Origin of the sequence: Micromonospora sp. NPDC052213 (assembly GCF_040679695.1) — a bacterium.
Lineage (GTDB): Bacteria > Actinomycetota > Actinomycetes > Mycobacteriales > Micromonosporaceae > Micromonospora.
In genome coordinates this window covers 35,621-51,133 of record NZ_JBFAVI010000034.1, presented here as the reverse complement: position 1 = coordinate 51,133, position 15,513 = coordinate 35,621, and the positions used below count along the sequence as shown (strand labels likewise).

The following is a 15,513-nucleotide window of genomic DNA, read 5'->3' as shown; positions in this document are numbered from 1 at the left end:
GCGCCGGGGCGGGTGGCCCCGGCCCGGGCGCTGACGGTACGTCTGTCGAGTTCAGACGAGGCGGACCCGGGCGGCCCGCAGCCGGCTCAGGGTGCGCTCGCGGCCGAGTACCTCCAGCGACTCGAACAGCGGCAGCCCGACCGTGCGGCCGGTGACCGCGACGCGCACCGGCGCCTGGGCCTTGCCGAGCTTGAGGCCGCGCTCGGCGCCGACCGCCTCCAGCGTCGACTTCAGCGTCTCCGCGTCCCAGGACTCCAGCCCCTCGAAGGCCGCCGTGGCCGCGTCCAGCAGTTCCGCCGAGCCCTCCTTCATCGCCTTGGCCCAGGCGGCCTCGTCGACCAGCGGCGCGGCGAGGAAGAGGAAGTCGACGTTCGGCACGATCTCGCTCAGCACCGCGATCCGGGTCTGCGCCAGCGGGGCCACGGCCGCGAAGGCGTCCGCGTCGAACTCCTCCGGCTGCCACGGCGGCGGGGCGATGGTGCCGGTGCCGGTCAGCCACGGCCGGCAGGCCTCGACGAACTCCTCGACCGGCAGGGCCCGGATGTACTCGCCGTTGAACGCGCGCAGCTTCTTCTCGTCGAAGAACGCCGGCGAGGGGTTGACCTCCGCCAGCCGGAACTCCTCCTCGATCACCGACCACGGGACGATCTCCCGGTCGCCGGAGGGCGCCCAGCCGAGCAGCATCAGGTAGTTGCGCATCGCCGCGGCGAGGTAGCCCTCGTCCCGGTACGCCTCCAGGGCCACCTTGTCCCGCCGCTTGGAGAGCTTCTGCCGCTTCTCGTTGACCACCACAGGCACGTGCGCCCAGACCGGCGGCTTGACGCCGAGGGCGTCCCAGAGCAGCTGCTGCTTCGGCGTGTTGGGCAGGTGCTCCTCGGCCCGGATCACGTGGGTGATCCCCATGGTCATGTCGTCGACCACGTTGGCCAGCAGGAACACCGGCGAGCCGTCGCCCCGGGCGATGACGAAGTCCTCGATCAGCTTGTTCTCGAACGTCGGCTCGCCGCGGATCAGGTCGACCACGACGGTCGCACCCTCGTCGGGGGTGCGGAAGCGCAGGGCGCGGCCTTCGCCGGGCGTCAGGCCGCGGTCGCGGCAGAAGCCGTCGTAGCCCTGGTACTGCGAGCCGGTGCGGGCCTGCACGGCCTCCCGCGTGCAGTCGCAGTAGTAGGCCCGGCCGGACTCGTACAGCCGGGCGGCGGCGGCCCGGTGCTCGCCGGCGTACTGGGACTGGAAGTAGGGGCCCTCGTAGCTGCCGCGCTCGATGCCGATCCAGTCCAGCGCCGAGAGGATGCCCTCGGTCCACTCCGGCTTGTTGCGCGCCGCGTCGGTGTCCTCGATGCGGAGCACGAACACCCCGCCCTGCTGCTTGGCGTAGATCCAGTTCTGCAGCGCGGAGCGGGCGCCGCCGACGTGGAACATACCGGTCGGGGAAGGGGCGAAGCGTACACGTACCGTCACGCCCCCCAGCCTACGGCGGCGCGCGACCGGATTCGGCCAGGGGTACGCCTCAGGGCACCGAGCGGATCTTCAGCACCAGCACGCTGCCGAGCACGGTCACCGCGGCGGTGACCGCGTAGAGCGCCGGATAGCCGCCGAGGTGCACCACGAGCGGGGCGGAGATGGCCGGCCCGAGCACCTGCGGGGCCGAGTTGGCGATGTTGATGACGCCGAGGTCCTTGGCCCGGTCCGCCGCGGCCGGTAGCACCTGGGTGATGAGCGCGGCGTCGACCGACAGGTAGACCCCGTAGCCGGCGCCCAGCAGCAGCGCGGCGGCCACCGCGACCGGCCAGACCGGCGCCACGGCGAGCAGCAGCGCGGCGACCGCCATGATCCCGCCGGCGGTGATCACGAAGACCTTGCGGCGGCCGGTCCGGTCCGACAGCCGGCCGGCCACCACGGCGGTGCCCGCCAGGCCGGCCGTGTAGAGCAGGATCAGCACCAGCAGGCCGCCCTCGGGGTCGGCGTGGCGCACCTCGTCGGTGAGGAAGTAGAGCAGGTAGAGCGTGCCGAGCGCGTTGCCGAGCTGGACCAGGAACCGGGTGATCCAGGCCCAGCCGAAGTCGGGGTGGCGACGGGGCGAGACCCACATGGCGGCGAGCAGGGCGCGCGGTCGCAGCGCCGGGCGGTGCGCCCGGGGCAGCGGGTCGTCGGCGGTGAGCAGCGCGAACGGCAGGGACAGCAGCAGCACCGCCGCCGCCACCGCCAGGTAGCCGGCGGCGGTGCCGGTGACCAGGGCGGTGACCAGCACCACCCCGAGCACCAGTCCCAGCGCCTGGGGGATGCCCACCCAGCCGGAGACACCGCCCCGCTGGGCGACGGGCACCCGGTCCGGCACGGCGGCGGTCAGGCTGGCCAGCATCGCGTTGAAGCAGACCTGGGCGGCGACCCAGCCGAGCGCGACCCCGGCGACGGTGCGTTGCTGGGCCAGCAGCACCAGGGCCGCCGCGCCGAGCACCGCGCCGCCGGCGGTCCAGACGTGCCGGCGGCCGAGCTCCCGCCCGGCCAGCCGCGGGCAGGTCCGGTCCGACAGCGCCCCGGCGAGGGGGTTGGCGAGCACCGCGGCGAGCGCGCCGAACCCGGTGACCACGGCGAGCATGGCCTCCTTGTCGGCCGGCGCGATCCGTTCCACCTGCTGCGGCAGCAGCACCTGGATCGGGGTGAAGAACGCCATCCAGACCCCGAGGTTCGCGGCGAAGACCAGCGCGACCCAGCTCCGCCGGACCGGCACGGTCGGTTCGGCGAGCGCCGCCGGCAGCGACCCGGGCGTCGGGTCGACGGTGGTCACGGCCGGCTGATCAGGTCGCGGAACCAGGCGTACGAGGACTTGGGCGTACGGGCCTGCGTGTCGAAGTCGACGTGCACCAGGCCGAAGCGCTTGGTGAAGCCCTCCGCCCACTCCCAGTTGTCCAGCAGGGACCAGACGAAGTAGCCGGTCACGTCCACGCCCTCGTCCATCGCGGCGCGCACCGCGCGCAGGTGCCCGTCGAGGTACGCGATCCGTTCCGGGTCGTGCACCCGGCCGTCGGCGTCGGGCACGTCGTCGTACGCGCAGCCGCTCTCGGTGACCTGGATCGGCGGCAGGTCGTCGCCGTACGTGCGGTGCAGCCAGCCGAGCAGCTCACGCAGCCCGTCGGGGGCGACCGGCCAGTCGAAGGCGGTGCGCGGGTACCCGTCCAGCGGCACCAGCTCGAACGGCAGCGGCGAGCCCTCGTCCGGGGCGCGTACGCCGGTCGGGTTGTAGTAGTTGACCCCGAGCACGTCGATCGGGGCGGCGACGACGGCCAGGTCGCCGTCGCGCACCACGGTCTCGTCGAAGCCGAGCCCGACCGGGTAGCCCCGGCCGAGCAGCGGGTCGGTGAAGAGCCGGTTGTGCAGCGCCTCGTACGCCGCGCCCGCCGCCCGGTCGGCGTCGCTGTCGCCGGCCGGCCGCACGGGCGAGTAGTTGTTGGCGATGGCGACCGGGCTCGTGGTGCGCGCCCGCAGCGCCGCGACGGCGAGGCCGTGCCCGAGGAGCTGGTGGTGGGCGACCGGGAACGCGTCGAAGAGCAGCGTCCGCCCGGGGGCGTGTTCGCCCGTGGCGTGGCCGAGGCTCATGTGGATGAACGGCTCGTTGAGGGTGATCCAGAGTTTCACCCGGTCGCCGAGGCGGGCGGCGGTGGCGTCGGCGTACTCGGCGAACCGGTGGGCGGTGTCCCGGGCCAGCCAGCCGCCGGCGTCCTGCAGGGGCTGGGGCAGGTCCCAGTGGAAGAGGGTGGCGACCGGGTCGATGTCGTGGGCCAGCAGGTCGTCGACCAGCCGGTCGTAGAAGTCCAGCCCGGCGGCGTTGACCGGGCCGCCGCCGGTGGGCCGCACCCGGGGCCAGGCGACGGAGAAGCGGTACGCCGAGACGCCCAGCCCGGCCAGCAGCGCGACGTCCTCCGCGTGTCGGTGGTAGTGGTCGCAGGCCACGTCGCCGGTGCTGCCGTCGGCGATGCGGCCGGGGTCGTGGGCGAAGGTGTCCCAGATGGACGGGCCACGTCCGTCCTCGCGGACGCCGCCCTCGATCTGGTAGGCGGAGGTGGACACCCCCCAGCGGAATCCGGCGGGGAACTCGGGCATCGCTGCGGTCGACATGCGCCCTCCCGTCGTACGTGAATCGTGTTCGCGACTCTAGGGGGCGGCCGGGCGATGCGCCATAGGCCGTACGACGCCGCGGCGCAATGGATTTCGGCGTGTCTTTTTCCGAACCCGTCCAGGTACGTCCGAATTTGCGCATAGAGTGCCGATATCGTGGGATGTCCTCACTGGAGGAAAGACGGAAATGATCCTCGTGGAACGCAGTGCGCACGTGATGGCGCCAGTGGAAGCGGTCTGGAACGTCGTGCAGCGGGCCGAGCAGTTGCCGGCCTGGCTGGCGGGGGTCCGTGCGGCCGAGGTGCTCTCGGGAGAGGGCTTCGGGCGGCGACAACTGGTCCAGGCCGGCCGTGGCGCGGCGCATGAGGCCGAGGTGATCGCCTACCAGGAGCCGACCCTGATCGGCTGGCGCGAACGCGCCAAGGGCGCCGGTGCCCGGGCGGAGGCGCGCACCGAGATATACGTCCAGCTCACCGCCGACGACGAGGAGGAGGGCGGGACGATCGTGCGGCTCATCGTCGTCCGGTGGCCCGCCGGTCCGGTCAAGGCGGCCCTGCTCCGCCTCGGCCTGCGCAGGGTCGGCGCCGACCTGGAGGACTCGCTCGCCCGGCTGACCGACCTGGCCGCCGTCGGCTGACCGGGCCGGTCCTGGCGCCGCCCGCGCGCGGTGGGTGCGGCGTTGAGCGCGCCTGGGTCGCGGGCCCACCAGCTTTTGGCCCAGATTCACGGGGTGGGGCGCGGCTCGGTTTTGCCGGGCCCCTCGTCGCGGACGACCTAGCTGTCGCCGCCGGTCTCGCCGACCGGGGCGGCGTTGACGTCCTCGATGGCGTACTTCTTGGCCGCCTCGGCGGGGACGTTCGCCGGCACCGTGCCGCGCAGGGCGAGCTGCCGCAGCGTCGCCACCGCCACGGACTCGGCGTCGACGTGGAAGTGCCGGCGCAGGGCGTGCCGGGTGTCGGACATGCCGAACCCGTCCGTGCCGAGCGAGGTGTAGTCCCCGGGCACCCAGCGGGCGATCAGGTCCGGCACCGCGCGCATCCAGTCGCTGACCGCGACCTTCGGCCCGTCGGCGTCGGCCAGCTTCCGCGCCACGTACGGCACCCGCTGCTCCGCGCCCGGGTTGAGCAGGTTGTGCTCCTCGCACTCCACCGCGTCGCGGCGCAGCTCCGTCCAGGAGGTCACCGACCAGACGTCGGCGGCCACGCCCCAGTCCTGGGCGAGCAGCTGCTGCGCCTTGAGCGCCCACTGCATGCCCGTGCCGGAGGCCAGGATGTTCGCCTTCGGGCCGTCCACCTGCGGGGCCGGCGCGTAGCGGTAGATCCCCTTGAGGATCCCCTCGACGTCCACGCCCGCCGGCTCGGCCGGCTGCAGGATCGGCTCGTTGTAGACCGTCAGGTAGTAGAAGACGTTCTCCTGGGCGTCGCCGTACATCCGGTGCAGGCCGTTCTCCAGGATGTGCGCGATCTCGAACGCGAACGCCGGATCGTACGCGACCACCGCCGGGTTGGTGGCGGCGATCAGGAGCGAGTGGCCGTCCTCGTGCTGGAGCCCCTCACCGTTGAGCGTGGTGCGGCCGGCGGTGGCGCCGAGCAGGAAGCCCCGGGCCATCTGGTCGGCGGCGGCCCACAGCCCGTCGGCGGTGCGCTGGAACCCGAACATCGAGTAGAAGATGTACATCGGGATCATCGGCTCGTCGTGCGTCGCGTACGACGAACCCGCCGCGGTGAACGAGGCGACCGAGCCGGCCTCGTTGATGCCCTCGTGCAGGATCTGCCCGCCGACGGCCTCCTTGTACGACAGGAACAGCTCCCGGTCGACGGAGGTGTAGCGCTGGCCGTGCGGCGAGTAGATCTTCTGCGTGGGGAAGAGCGAGTCCATGCCGAAGGTGCGGGCCTCGTCCGGGATGATCGGCACCCAGCGCTTGCCGAACTCCTTGTCCTTCATCACGTCCTTGAGCAGGCGGACGAAGGCCATGGTGGTGGCCACCTTCTGCTTGCCCGAGCCGCGCTTGACGTCGGCGAAGCGCTCCGGGCCCGGGATGGCCAGCCGCTTGCTGCCCGGCCGCCGCGACGGCAGGTAGCCGCCGAGCTGCTGGCGCCGCTCCTTGAGGTAGGCGATCTCGTCGGACTTCTCGCCCGGGTGGTAGTACGGCGGCAGGTAGGGGTTGTCCTCCAGCGCCTTGTCCGGGATGTCCAGGTAGAGCCGGTCGCGGAAGGTCTTCAGGTCCTCCAGCGTCAGCTTCTTCATCTGGTGCGTGGCGTTGCGGCCCTCGAAGTGCGAGCCCAGCGTCCAGCCCTTGATCGTCTTGGCCAGGATCACGGTCGGCTGGCCGGTGTGCTCCATCGCCGCCTTGTAGGCCGCGTAGAGCTTGCGGTAGTCGTGCCCGCCCCGCTTGAGGTTCCAGATCTCGTCGTCGCTGAGGTCCTCGACCATCTTGCGGGTCCGCTGGTCGCGGCCGAAGAAGTGCTCCCGGACGTACGCCCCGGACTCCGCCTTGTAGGTCTGGTAGTCACCGTCGGGCGTGGTGTTCATCAGGTTGACCAGCGCGCCGTCGGTGTCCGCCGCCAGCAGCGGGTCCCACTCGCGGCCCCAGACCACCTTGATGACGTTCCAGCCGGCGCCCCGGAAGAACGCCTCCAGCTCCTGCATGACCTTGCCGTTGCCCCGCACCGGCCCGTCGAGCCGCTGGAGGTTGCAGTTGATCACGAAGGTGAGGTTGTCCAGCTCCTCGCGGGCGGCCACGCCGATCGCGCCGAGCGTCTCCGGCTCGTCCATCTCGCCGTCGCCCAGGTACGCCCACACGTGCTGGTCCGAGGTGTCCTTGATGCCCCGGTGGTGCAGGTAGCGGTTGAACCGCGCCTGGTAGATCGCATTCAGGCCGCCCAGGCCCATGGAGACCGTGGGGAACTCCCAGAAGTCCGGCATCAGCCGCGGGTGCGGGTACGACGGCAGGCCGCCACCCGGGTGGGACAGCTCCTGGCGGAAGCCGTCGAGCTGGTGCTCGGTCAGCCGCCCCTCGAGGAACGCCCGCGCGTACATGCCGGGGGAGGCGTGGCCCTGGTAGAAGATGTGGTCGCCGCCGCCCGGGTGGTTCTTGCCCCGGAAGAAGTGGTTGAAGCCCACCTCGTAGAGGGAGGCGGAGCTGGCGAAGGTGGAGATGTGCCCGCCGACGCCGATCTCGGGGCGCTGCGCCCGGTGCACGAGCATGGCCGCGTTCCACCGGACGTACGCCCGGATCCGCCGCTCCACGTGCTCGTCACCCGGGAACCACGGCTCGCGCTCCGGCGGGATGGTGTTGATGTAGTCGGTGGTGGTCAGCGACGGCACCCCGACCTGGCGCTCGCGGGCCCGCTCCAGCAGGCGCAGCATGACATAGCGGGCGCGCTTGGTTCCGCGCTCGTCGATGACACCATCGAGCGACTCGACCCATTCGCTGGTCTCTTCAGGGTCGATGTCCGGAAGCTGGCTCGGCAGACCAGCGGTGATCACCGGGCGCTTGCGTTCCGTAGCCACAGGCGTTCCCTCGGTTCTGTGTGGGATAGGTCTCTAGCGTCATCCTGCCCCCTGGTGGCACCCGCCGTCACGCCCACCGCCCCGAGACGCGACGCTGAACACAGGTACCCGTCGGTAACTTTCTGCGACCGGCGGTCCCGCCCGGTCGCCCCGGCGGTCCGGGCCGCCGGTCGCCCACCGGGCGGACTTGTCCGGCCTCCCTACCCTGCCGGCGTGAGATGGCGACCGGTGGTGCTCGGCGGGACGATGACCGCCGTCGGGGTGGTCGGCGCGGTGGCCGGCTGGCTCGTGTCACCGGGCGCGTTCATGATCGCGGCGCTGGGCGCGACCCTGGCGCTGCTCGGGGTCGGGCTGATCCGGGACGCGCGGCGGCCGCCCGGCCGGCACCGCCCGCAGGGCGCGGCAGCGGGGTCGCTGTACGTCGGCCCGAGCGGGGCCACCGGCGCGGAGTACAGCGACCGTGACGACGGCCGGGACGGCGGATCCGGCGGTGGCTGGTGGGGTGGGGGCGACTCCGGTGGCGGCTGGTCCGGCGGCGGCGACTCCGGTGGCGGCGGCGACTCCGGTGGTGGCGGCAGCTTCTGACCCGGCGCTACGGCAGAATGCGACGTATGCGCAGTGAGGTGATCACGGTCCAGACCGGGTCCCGGCCGGCCGTCCGGGACATCACGGCGGAGGCCGAGCGGTTCGTCGCCGGTCAGGGCGACGGCCTGCTGCACGTCTTCGTGCCGCACGCCACGGCCGGGCTGGCGCTCATCGAGACCGGCTCGGGCTCCGACGACGACCTGCTCACCGCGCTCGACGACCTGCTGCCCACGGACGACCGCTGGCGGCACCGGCACGGCTCGCCCGGCCACGGGCGCGACCACGTGCTGCCGGCCTTCGTCCCCCCGTACGCGACGCTGCCCGTGGTGGACGGGCGGTTGGCGCTGGGCACCTGGCAGTCGCTCTGCCTGGTCGACCCCAACGGCGACAACCCCACCCGGACCGTCCGGTTCTCCTTCCTCCCCGGCTGACCGCCCCGCCCCGCATGGGCAGGGGCGGTGCCGGGTGGGCCTTCCGCGTCGCCGGTCAGGCGGCGGTGGCGAGCTGGGTGACGCGGACGCGGGTGACCAGCGCGTCGAGCAGGCCGCGGAGCAGCGCCTCGGTGGTCTCGTCCTTGACGGTGCCGTCGAGGGCCAGCTTCTCGTGCGCGTTCGTCACGATGATCTCCGGCTTGCTCAGCACGGCCGAGTCGGTCCAGAGGAAGAGCTGCCGGAGCTGGAGCTGGGCCCGTACGGTGCCCATGCCGGTCGGCGCCGCGCCCATGATGGCCACCGGCTTGTGCGCCAGGGGCGACACCCACGAGGTGATCGGGAAGCTCGGCCGGGACGCCCAGTCGAGCGCGTTCTTGAGCACGCCCGGTACGCCGTAGTTGTACTCCGGGGTGGCGATGAGCAGCGCGTCCGCCGCCGCGATCCGCTCCCGCAGGTCCGCCACGGGCGCGGGCGGCTCGGGCTCGACGTCCTCGCTGAAGGGCGGGATGGCGCCGAGGTGCTCGTACCGCTGGATGGTCATGCCCTCGGGGGCGAGGCGCTGTGCGGCCCGGATCAGCGCCGTGTTGAGCGACGCGTCGCGCAGGCTGCCGGAGATGGCGAGGACCGAGAGGTCGGACATGCGGGAACTCCTCCGTCGGGTGCCCATCGCGATTTGCGTGAGCTGCTCGATAGTAGAGCTGCTCAACTATTGAACCGCAAGTAGGATGTGAGGCATGGCGCAGCACACCGACCTCCCCGCCCGTCCCGCTCCGGGCGACCGGCCCGAGCTGGCCGGCGACGTGGTGCGCCGGATCATGCACGTCGCCTCCGCGATGCGGCACCACCAGGACGTCGAGGTCGGCGAGCTGGGGCTCACCCCCGCCGCCGCCCGGGCGCTGCACGAACTCGACCCCGACCGGCCGCTGCCGGCCCGGGACCTCGCCACGGTCCTCGGCTGCGACCGCTCCAACGTGACCGCCCTGGTCGACAAGCTGGAGCAGGCCGGGCTGGTCGAGCGGCGGATCGACCCGGCGGACCGGCGGCAGAAGACGCTGGTGGTGACCGACGAGGGCCGGCGGGTGCGGGCCCGGGTGCGGCAGGTCATGTCGGACTCCCGACTGCTCGCCGGGCTCACCGTCGACGAGCTGGCGAGCCTGCGCGAGCTGGTGTGGAAGGTCTCCGACGGCGGCTGCCCCGAGTCGTGCGGCGACGCCTGAACCGCCCCGCGTCGTTCGTGTCCGGGTGGGCGAGTCGGGCGCTCGTCGGTAATGCTGTCGGACGTGACCACCCCGCAAGATCTCGACGACCGGTTCCGGGAGGCGCTGGCCGCGCTGGCCGCCCCGCACCAGCCGCGTGACCCGGCGCGGCCGGTCACCGACGACGCGACGCTCACCGGAGCCCGGGTGCTGGACCTCTTCGACGCCCAGGTGACCAGCCGCCAGCTCGACCTGGCGGGGCGCTGGCTGCGCAGCTTCGGCGAGGGGTTCTACACGATCGGCTCCGCCGGCCACGAGGGGAACGCCGCGGTCGCCGCCGCCCTGCGCGCCACCGATCCGGCGCTGCTGCACTACCGCTCGGGCGCCTTCTACTGCGTCCGCGCCGGTCAGGCCGCCGACGTCGCCCGACCCGACGCGGCCGACCGGCCCACCGACGCCGACCCGGCACCCCCTGACGACGACGCCAGCCGCGCGGAGGAGCCCGGCCCGGAGGAGCCGGCCGGCGCGCCGCCGACCGCCGGGGCCGCCGCGGACCGGCCGCTCCCCCCTGGGTACGCCGAGGCGGCCCGCGACGTCCTGCGGGGGATGGTCGCCTCCAGCCGGGAACCGATCGCCGGCGGGCGGCACAAGGTCTTCGGCCGGGCCGACCTGGCCCTCGTCCCGACCACCTCCACCATCGCCTCGCACCTGCCCCGCGCCGTCGGGATGGGGCTGGCCGTGGAACGTCTGCGCCGGCTGGACACGGCCGGCCGGCGCGCCGGGGAGGGGGTGCGGGTCGGCAGCGGCGGGGGAGCGGCGCACGCGCCCTGGCCGCCCGACGCCATCGTGGTCTGCTCGTTCGGCGACGCCTCGGTCAACCACGCCAGCGCCACCGCCGCGTTCAACACCGCCGGCTGGTACGACCACACCGGCCTGCGCATCCCGGTGCTCTTCGTCTGCGAGGACAACGGCCTCGGCATCAGCGTCCGCTCCCCGAAGGGGTGGGTGGAGACCGCGCTGCGGTCCAGGCCGGGCATCCGCTACTTCGCGGCCGACGGCGGCGACCTGGTGCGGGCGTACGAGGTGGCGGCCGAGGCGGCGGCCTGGGTCCGCCGGCACCGGCGCCCGGCCGTGCTGCACCTGTCGACGGTGCGGCTGATGGGGCACGCCGGGGCGGACGCCGAGACCGCGTACCGCGGCGCCGACGAGATCGCCGCCGACCTCGACCGGGACCCGCTGGTCGGCACCGCGCGGCTGCTGGTCGAGGCGGGCTTCGCGTCCGGCGACGAGCTGCTGGCCCGCTACGACGAGATCGGCTGGCAGGTGCGCCGGCTCGCCGAGGAGGTGCTGGACGAGCCGAAGCTCGCCGCGCCGGCCGAGGTGGTGGCGCCGCTGGCCCCCCGCCGGCCGGTGCGGGTCGCCCGCGCGGTGGCGGACGCGGCGGCCCGGGCCAGCGGCCCCGGCGCCGGGGCGCGGGCGGAGGCGTTCGGCGGCAAGCCGCCCGAGCTGACCGGCCCGCTGACCCTGGCGCAGAGCATCAACGCCGCGCTCGCCGACGGGATGCTCGACCACCCGCAGATGGCCGTGTTCGGCGAGGACGTCGGGGTCAAGGGCGGCGTGTACGGGGTGACCAAGGGGCTGCGGGACCGGTTCGGCGCGGCCCGGGTCTTCGACACCCTGCTCGACGAGACCTCGATCCTCGGGCTGGGGCTCGGCGCCGGGCTGGCCGGGATGCTGCCCGTGCCCGAGATCCAGTACCTGGCGTACCTGCACAACGCCGAGGACCAGGTGCGCGGCGAGGCGGCGACCATGCAGTTCTTCTCGCAGGGGGCGTTCCGCAACCCGATGGTGGTGCGGGTGGCCGGGCTGGCGTACCAGGAGGGCTTCGGCGGGCACTTCCACAACGACAACTCGGTGGCCGTACTCCGGGACGTGCCGGGCCTGGTGATCGCGGTGCCGGCGCGGCCGGACGACGCCGCGCCCATGCTGCGCACCTGCCTGGCCAGCGCGGCGGTGGACGGCAGCGTCTGCGTCTTCCTGGAGCCGATCGCGCTCTACCACACCCGCGACCTCTACGCCGACGGCGACGGCGAGTGGCTGGCCCCCTATGCCGAGCCGGGCGCGTGGACCGGCGGGCACGTGCCGATCGGGCGGGCCCGGGTCTACGGGGTCGGCTCCGCCGAGGACGTCACGATCATCACATTCGGTAACGGGGTGCGGATGTCGCTACGCGCGGCGGCGACCCTCGCCGACGAGGGGATCGGCGCCCGGGTGGTGGATCTGCGCTGGCTCGCCCCGCTGCCGGTGGCGGACATCATCCGGGAGGCCGCCGCGACCGGTCGCGTGCTGGTGGTGGACGAGACGCGCCGGTCCGGCGGGGTGGGCGAAGGGGTGATCGCGGCCCTGGTCGACGCCGGATATGTCGGGGCGGCGCGGCGAGTAGCCGGAGTTGACTCGTTTGTACCATTAGGTCCGGCGGCGCGTCAGGTTCTGGTCTCCGAGGAAGCAATTACCCAGGGTGCCCGTACGCTGCTGGCACGGTAAATTCCGTTCCACCCGGTGCGCCACTTGCGCGGGGAGCCACAACTGTGTGGACTTGCCTGACGGCGTCGCACGACGTCGCCAGCAGGGATGAGATGAGGAGGCACGCGACAGTGAGCGCGACCGCTGGTCAGGCCGCCGACGGGGTACGCAGCCTGGCGGACCGGTTCGGAATCGAGCCGGGGATGGTCGTCATGGAGATGGGGTACGACGACGACGTCGACCAGGATCTCCGGGACGCCCTGACCGACCGCTGTGGAGAGCTGGTCGACGAGGACACCGACGAGGTGGTCGACGCAGTGCTGGTCTGGTACCGCGACGGCGACGGTGATCTCTTCGAACTCCTCGTCGACGCCCTCGGCCCGCTGGCCGACAACGGTGTCGTGTGGCTGCTCACGCCCAAGGCCGGGCGCGAGGGGCACGTCGAGCCGAGCGAGATCGCCGAGTCCGCGCCCACCGCCGGCCTCCAGCAGACCTCGACCGTCAACGCCGGCCGGGACTGGAGCGGCGCCCGCCTCGTCCTGCGGCGCGGGGCCAAGGGCAAGAAGTAGGTGCCTCTGTGGCACCCGGCGGCGCCCATCGCCGGGTGTGGCAGGCTGGTGCCCATCCGACCCCATCCTGAGGAGCTCGCATGCCGATCGAGGTTGGCGCCGAGGCGCCGGACTTCGTGCTCAAGGACCAGAACAACCAGGAGGTCCGGCTCTCGGACTTCCGCGGCAAGCGCACCGTGCTGCTGGTCTTCTACCCGCTCGCCTTCACCGGCATCTGCCAGGGTGAGCTGTGCGAGGTGCGGGACAACCTCAACGAGTACGTCAACGACGACGTCCAGGTGCTCACCGTCAGCGTCGACTCGGTCTACGCCCACAAGATCTGGGCTGACCGGGAGGGCTACCAGTTCCCGCTGCTGGCCGACTTCTGGCCGCACGGCGCGGTCGCCCAGGCGTACGGCGTCTTCAACGACGTCGCCGGCATCGCCAACCGGGGCACCTTCGTCATCGACAAGGCGGGCGTGGTGCGCTTCGCCGAGATGAACATGCCGGGCGAGGCCCGTGACCAGCAGGGCTGGCGCAAGGCCCTGGCGGAGGCCGTCGCGGCCTGACCAACCGGGCACACCGTACGACCGGGCCGGCGGGTGGCAGGGTAAGCTTGCCAGCCTCCGGCCCGCCGTACGGGCGTTCCGGGCGCGTAGCTCAGTGGGAGAGCACTCGCCTTACAAGCGAGGGGTCGCAGGTTCGAAACCTGCCGCGCCCACCACATACCACCAGCGGAAACCGCCCCCGAGAAGATCACTCCCCGGGGCGTTGACAGCAACGGTGACAGCAACAGCGGTCACGAGAGCCGTCCGTCGAGCTTCCCGAGCGCCTGCCGCATGGCATCAGGGCGGCCCTGAACGGGCCGCACACGCCGCCGCCTGGGCGCGCGCCGGCCGCTGCCGCGCGTTGCGGCCCGTGTTTCTGCAACGGCCGGTCTGAGCCCGACTCGAAAGCGCCTGGGGCGGCTCTCCAGCGATGCTCGGAAACCTTGCAGGCCGATCCACCGGCAAGAGGGCTCCGCAAAGGCGGGCGAGTCGTTGACGCACCTGGCCGACCACAGCGTCAGAAACGCGAGAACTCGTGGCAGGGTGCTGCTGACCGTCTGAATCTGGATCCGAGGAGAACCATGTCGAAGGACGCCACCGTCGATCTCATCCGGTCGTTGATCGAGGCCATGGACGGACCGTCGTTGGCCAGGGAGATGCGCGGGCCCGTGGAGGGCTGGGAGTCGCTAGCGATGATCCTGGAGTTCGGCGAAGGCTATCGCAGTACGCACGGGTACGCGTACTCGCCCGACGGCGTCATCACGGCCGTGGCCTGTGACTGGTCGAGCATCGAATCGGCGGTCCATGCGTACTTGGGGAGCCACTACAAGCCCGGTGATCTGCTGCCCGTGAAGATCCTCGTGCAGTTCGACCGGACGACCGGCAGGTACCAGGTGACGTTCGAGGACACGGACGAGGAACGCTGGGCGGTGAAGCCGGCGAACTACAGGGAGATGCGCGAAGCGCTGCGCCCGAAATTCGACTGACACAGTCGTCGTTCAAGCCAATAGCTTGAGCCGACGCCCGGAGCCGAGTCCAGATGGCCCTCCGTGCCGGAACGTGGTGGAGTTCCGCTTCGAGGTCTGAGACCCGAACCGCCATACTCGCCCTGTGGCTCTCGTAGCTGAAGCATCCTCCCCGCCTCCATAGTGGGTGGTGCCCGTGGTGGCAGGCGCCCACCCGTCACCACCAGGACCGACGCCGGCCCGAAGGGGTGCGGAGGTGCTGGCAGGATCATGGCGAGGGCCAGCTCGCGCCCGGCAGCGGTCAGGTGACGTTGTCCGACGTCACGGTCGCCCCGGTCGCCGGCTGCTCGCAGTTTGCGCCGAAGGTGTGCGCCACGGACTGGCCCCAGTCCGTCGAGTCGGCCTGCACCTGGAAGTGCAGGTGCGGTGCGGTCGATCGGCCCGTGTTGCCTGAGAGCGCGATTGCCTGTCCCTGCGTCACCTGGTCGCCCACGTTCACGAGCACGCCGTTGGCCTGGATGTGGAAGTACCAGCTCGTGAATCCGCCGGCGTGGCGGAGCCGTACGGCGTTGCCCCAGTTCTGCAGGCTCCCGTTCGGGAACGGGGTGTTAGCCGGAGTGGTCGGCTGGTTGGGGTCGTAGGTCGTTGTCTGGTTCTCCTGGAGCCACTCGACGGTACCTTCGCGGGCGGCGCGGATCTCGGTGCCCGCGGGCAGGTCGAAGTCGAAAGCCCAGGACTGGCTGCCATTGTGGGAGCCGGCGGGGTTGTTGTTTCCTTGTCCAACTCTGTGAGCGACCCCGCCCTTCCACGGGTACCGGTAGGCGCCGACCGGATCTTCGTCGAGGTCAAGGCACGCAATCCTGAGCCCCTGCTGGAAGTACGCGCCGTCCTCGGTCTTGAAGTCGACAACGTGTCGCCGCCAACTGCACCACTGGGTGCCGTCCCCCGGACGCCACACTGCGGCGAGCCGCCCACTATCGGTCGTCAGAGTGCCGAGGCGCAGCCCTTGGGCGAAGTAGGTCCGGTCCCGGGCAGCGAAGTCGTCGCCCGACATGCCCCAGTGCACCCATTGTGTGCCGTCGCCGGGG

14 protein-coding genes and 1 tRNA gene are annotated in these 15,513 nt (G+C 72.3%); 9 read left to right on the top strand and 6 right to left on the bottom strand.

Annotation, left to right across the window (positions count from 1 at the left end; genetic code table 11):
• Nucleotides 1–51 precede the first annotated feature (51 nt).
• From gltX to AB0L34_RS11765, 3 genes are read right to left on the bottom strand one after another with little or no spacing between them, the layout of a single operon-like run.
• Nucleotides 52–1,461, bottom strand: coding sequence for a glutamate--tRNA ligase (gltX, locus tag AB0L34_RS11775; protein WP_363704116.1), 1,410 nt, complete (start codon nucleotides 1,459–1,461; stop codon nucleotides 52–54).
• 49 nt (nucleotides 1,462–1,510) lie between these two features.
• A complete protein-coding gene (locus AB0L34_RS11770; RefSeq protein WP_363704114.1) occupies nucleotides 1,511–2,788 on the bottom strand; it encodes an MFS transporter in 1,278 nt (425 codons plus the stop codon).
• On the bottom strand, nucleotides 2,785–4,116 hold the full coding sequence (locus tag AB0L34_RS11765; RefSeq protein ID WP_363704112.1) for a GH1 family beta-glucosidase: 1,332 nt from the start codon (nucleotides 4,114–4,116) through the stop codon (nucleotides 2,785–2,787). The genes AB0L34_RS11770 and AB0L34_RS11765 overlap by 4 nt, the downstream gene beginning before the upstream one ends.
• Nucleotides 4,117–4,303: 187 nt before the next feature.
• Between AB0L34_RS11765 and AB0L34_RS11760 the strand changes: the two genes are divergently transcribed.
• Nucleotides 4,304–4,753 carry an SRPBCC family protein gene (locus tag AB0L34_RS11760; RefSeq protein WP_350707749.1) on the top strand — a complete coding sequence of 150 codons (450 nt, stop codon included), beginning with the start codon at nucleotides 4,304–4,306 and terminating at the stop codon, nucleotides 4,751–4,753.
• A 137-nt stretch (nucleotides 4,754–4,890) separates the two neighbouring features.
• Here AB0L34_RS11760 and aceE read toward each other — a convergent pair whose 3' ends face one another.
• The gene (aceE, locus tag AB0L34_RS11755) at nucleotides 4,891–7,629 is read right to left on the bottom strand and encodes a pyruvate dehydrogenase (acetyl-transferring), homodimeric type (RefSeq protein WP_363704110.1); all 2,739 of its coding nucleotides are present in this window, start codon (nucleotides 7,627–7,629) and stop codon (nucleotides 4,891–4,893) included.
• A gap of 213 nt (nucleotides 7,630–7,842) precedes the next feature.
• Between aceE and AB0L34_RS11750 the strand changes: the two genes are divergently transcribed.
• Complete coding sequence (locus AB0L34_RS11750) at nucleotides 7,843–8,214, top strand: hypothetical protein (protein WP_363704108.1); 372 nt, start codon at nucleotides 7,843–7,845, stop codon at nucleotides 8,212–8,214.
• 26 nt (nucleotides 8,215–8,240) lie between these two features.
• Entirely contained in the window at nucleotides 8,241–8,645 is a 405-nt protein-coding gene (locus AB0L34_RS11745; protein ID WP_350707754.1) for a YjbQ family protein, read from the top strand.
• A 55-nt stretch (nucleotides 8,646–8,700) separates the two neighbouring features.
• Here AB0L34_RS11745 and AB0L34_RS11740 read toward each other — a convergent pair whose 3' ends face one another.
• The gene (locus AB0L34_RS11740) at nucleotides 8,701–9,285 is read right to left on the bottom strand and encodes an NADPH-dependent FMN reductase (RefSeq protein ID WP_363704106.1); all 585 of its coding nucleotides are present in this window, start codon (nucleotides 9,283–9,285) and stop codon (nucleotides 8,701–8,703) included.
• A gap of 94 nt (nucleotides 9,286–9,379) precedes the next feature.
• Here AB0L34_RS11740 and AB0L34_RS11735 point away from each other — a divergent pair, with 94 nt between their 5' ends.
• From AB0L34_RS11735 to AB0L34_RS11710, 6 genes are all read left to right on the top strand, one after another.
• Nucleotides 9,380–9,862, top strand: coding sequence for a MarR family transcriptional regulator (locus AB0L34_RS11735; RefSeq protein ID WP_357450922.1), 483 nt, complete (start codon nucleotides 9,380–9,382; stop codon nucleotides 9,860–9,862).
• 51 nt (nucleotides 9,863–9,913) lie between these two features.
• Nucleotides 9,914–12,385 carry a transketolase C-terminal domain-containing protein gene (locus tag AB0L34_RS11730; RefSeq protein ID WP_363704103.1) on the top strand — a complete coding sequence of 824 codons (2,472 nt, stop codon included), beginning with the start codon at nucleotides 9,914–9,916 and terminating at the stop codon, nucleotides 12,383–12,385.
• A gap of 110 nt (nucleotides 12,386–12,495) precedes the next feature.
• Nucleotides 12,496–12,933 (top strand): DUF3052 domain-containing protein, encoded by a 438-nt coding sequence (locus tag AB0L34_RS11725; RefSeq protein ID WP_357450928.1) that lies wholly within the window; start codon nucleotides 12,496–12,498, stop codon nucleotides 12,931–12,933.
• 80 nt (nucleotides 12,934–13,013) lie between these two features.
• Entirely contained in the window at nucleotides 13,014–13,481 is a 468-nt protein-coding gene (locus AB0L34_RS11720; RefSeq protein WP_091104391.1) for a peroxiredoxin, read from the top strand.
• 80 nt (nucleotides 13,482–13,561) lie between these two features.
• Nucleotides 13,562–13,636, top strand: a tRNA-Val gene (locus AB0L34_RS11715).
• Between the two features lie 405 nt (nucleotides 13,637–14,041).
• Nucleotides 14,042–14,446 (top strand): hypothetical protein, encoded by a 405-nt coding sequence (locus AB0L34_RS11710; protein WP_363704101.1) that lies wholly within the window; start codon nucleotides 14,042–14,044, stop codon nucleotides 14,444–14,446.
• 280 nt (nucleotides 14,447–14,726) lie between these two features.
• Here the strand turns inward: AB0L34_RS11710 and AB0L34_RS11705 are convergent.
• Nucleotides 14,727–15,513 (bottom strand): peptidoglycan DD-metalloendopeptidase family protein (locus tag AB0L34_RS11705; protein WP_363704099.1); only part of this gene is annotated, 787 nt, incomplete at its 5' end.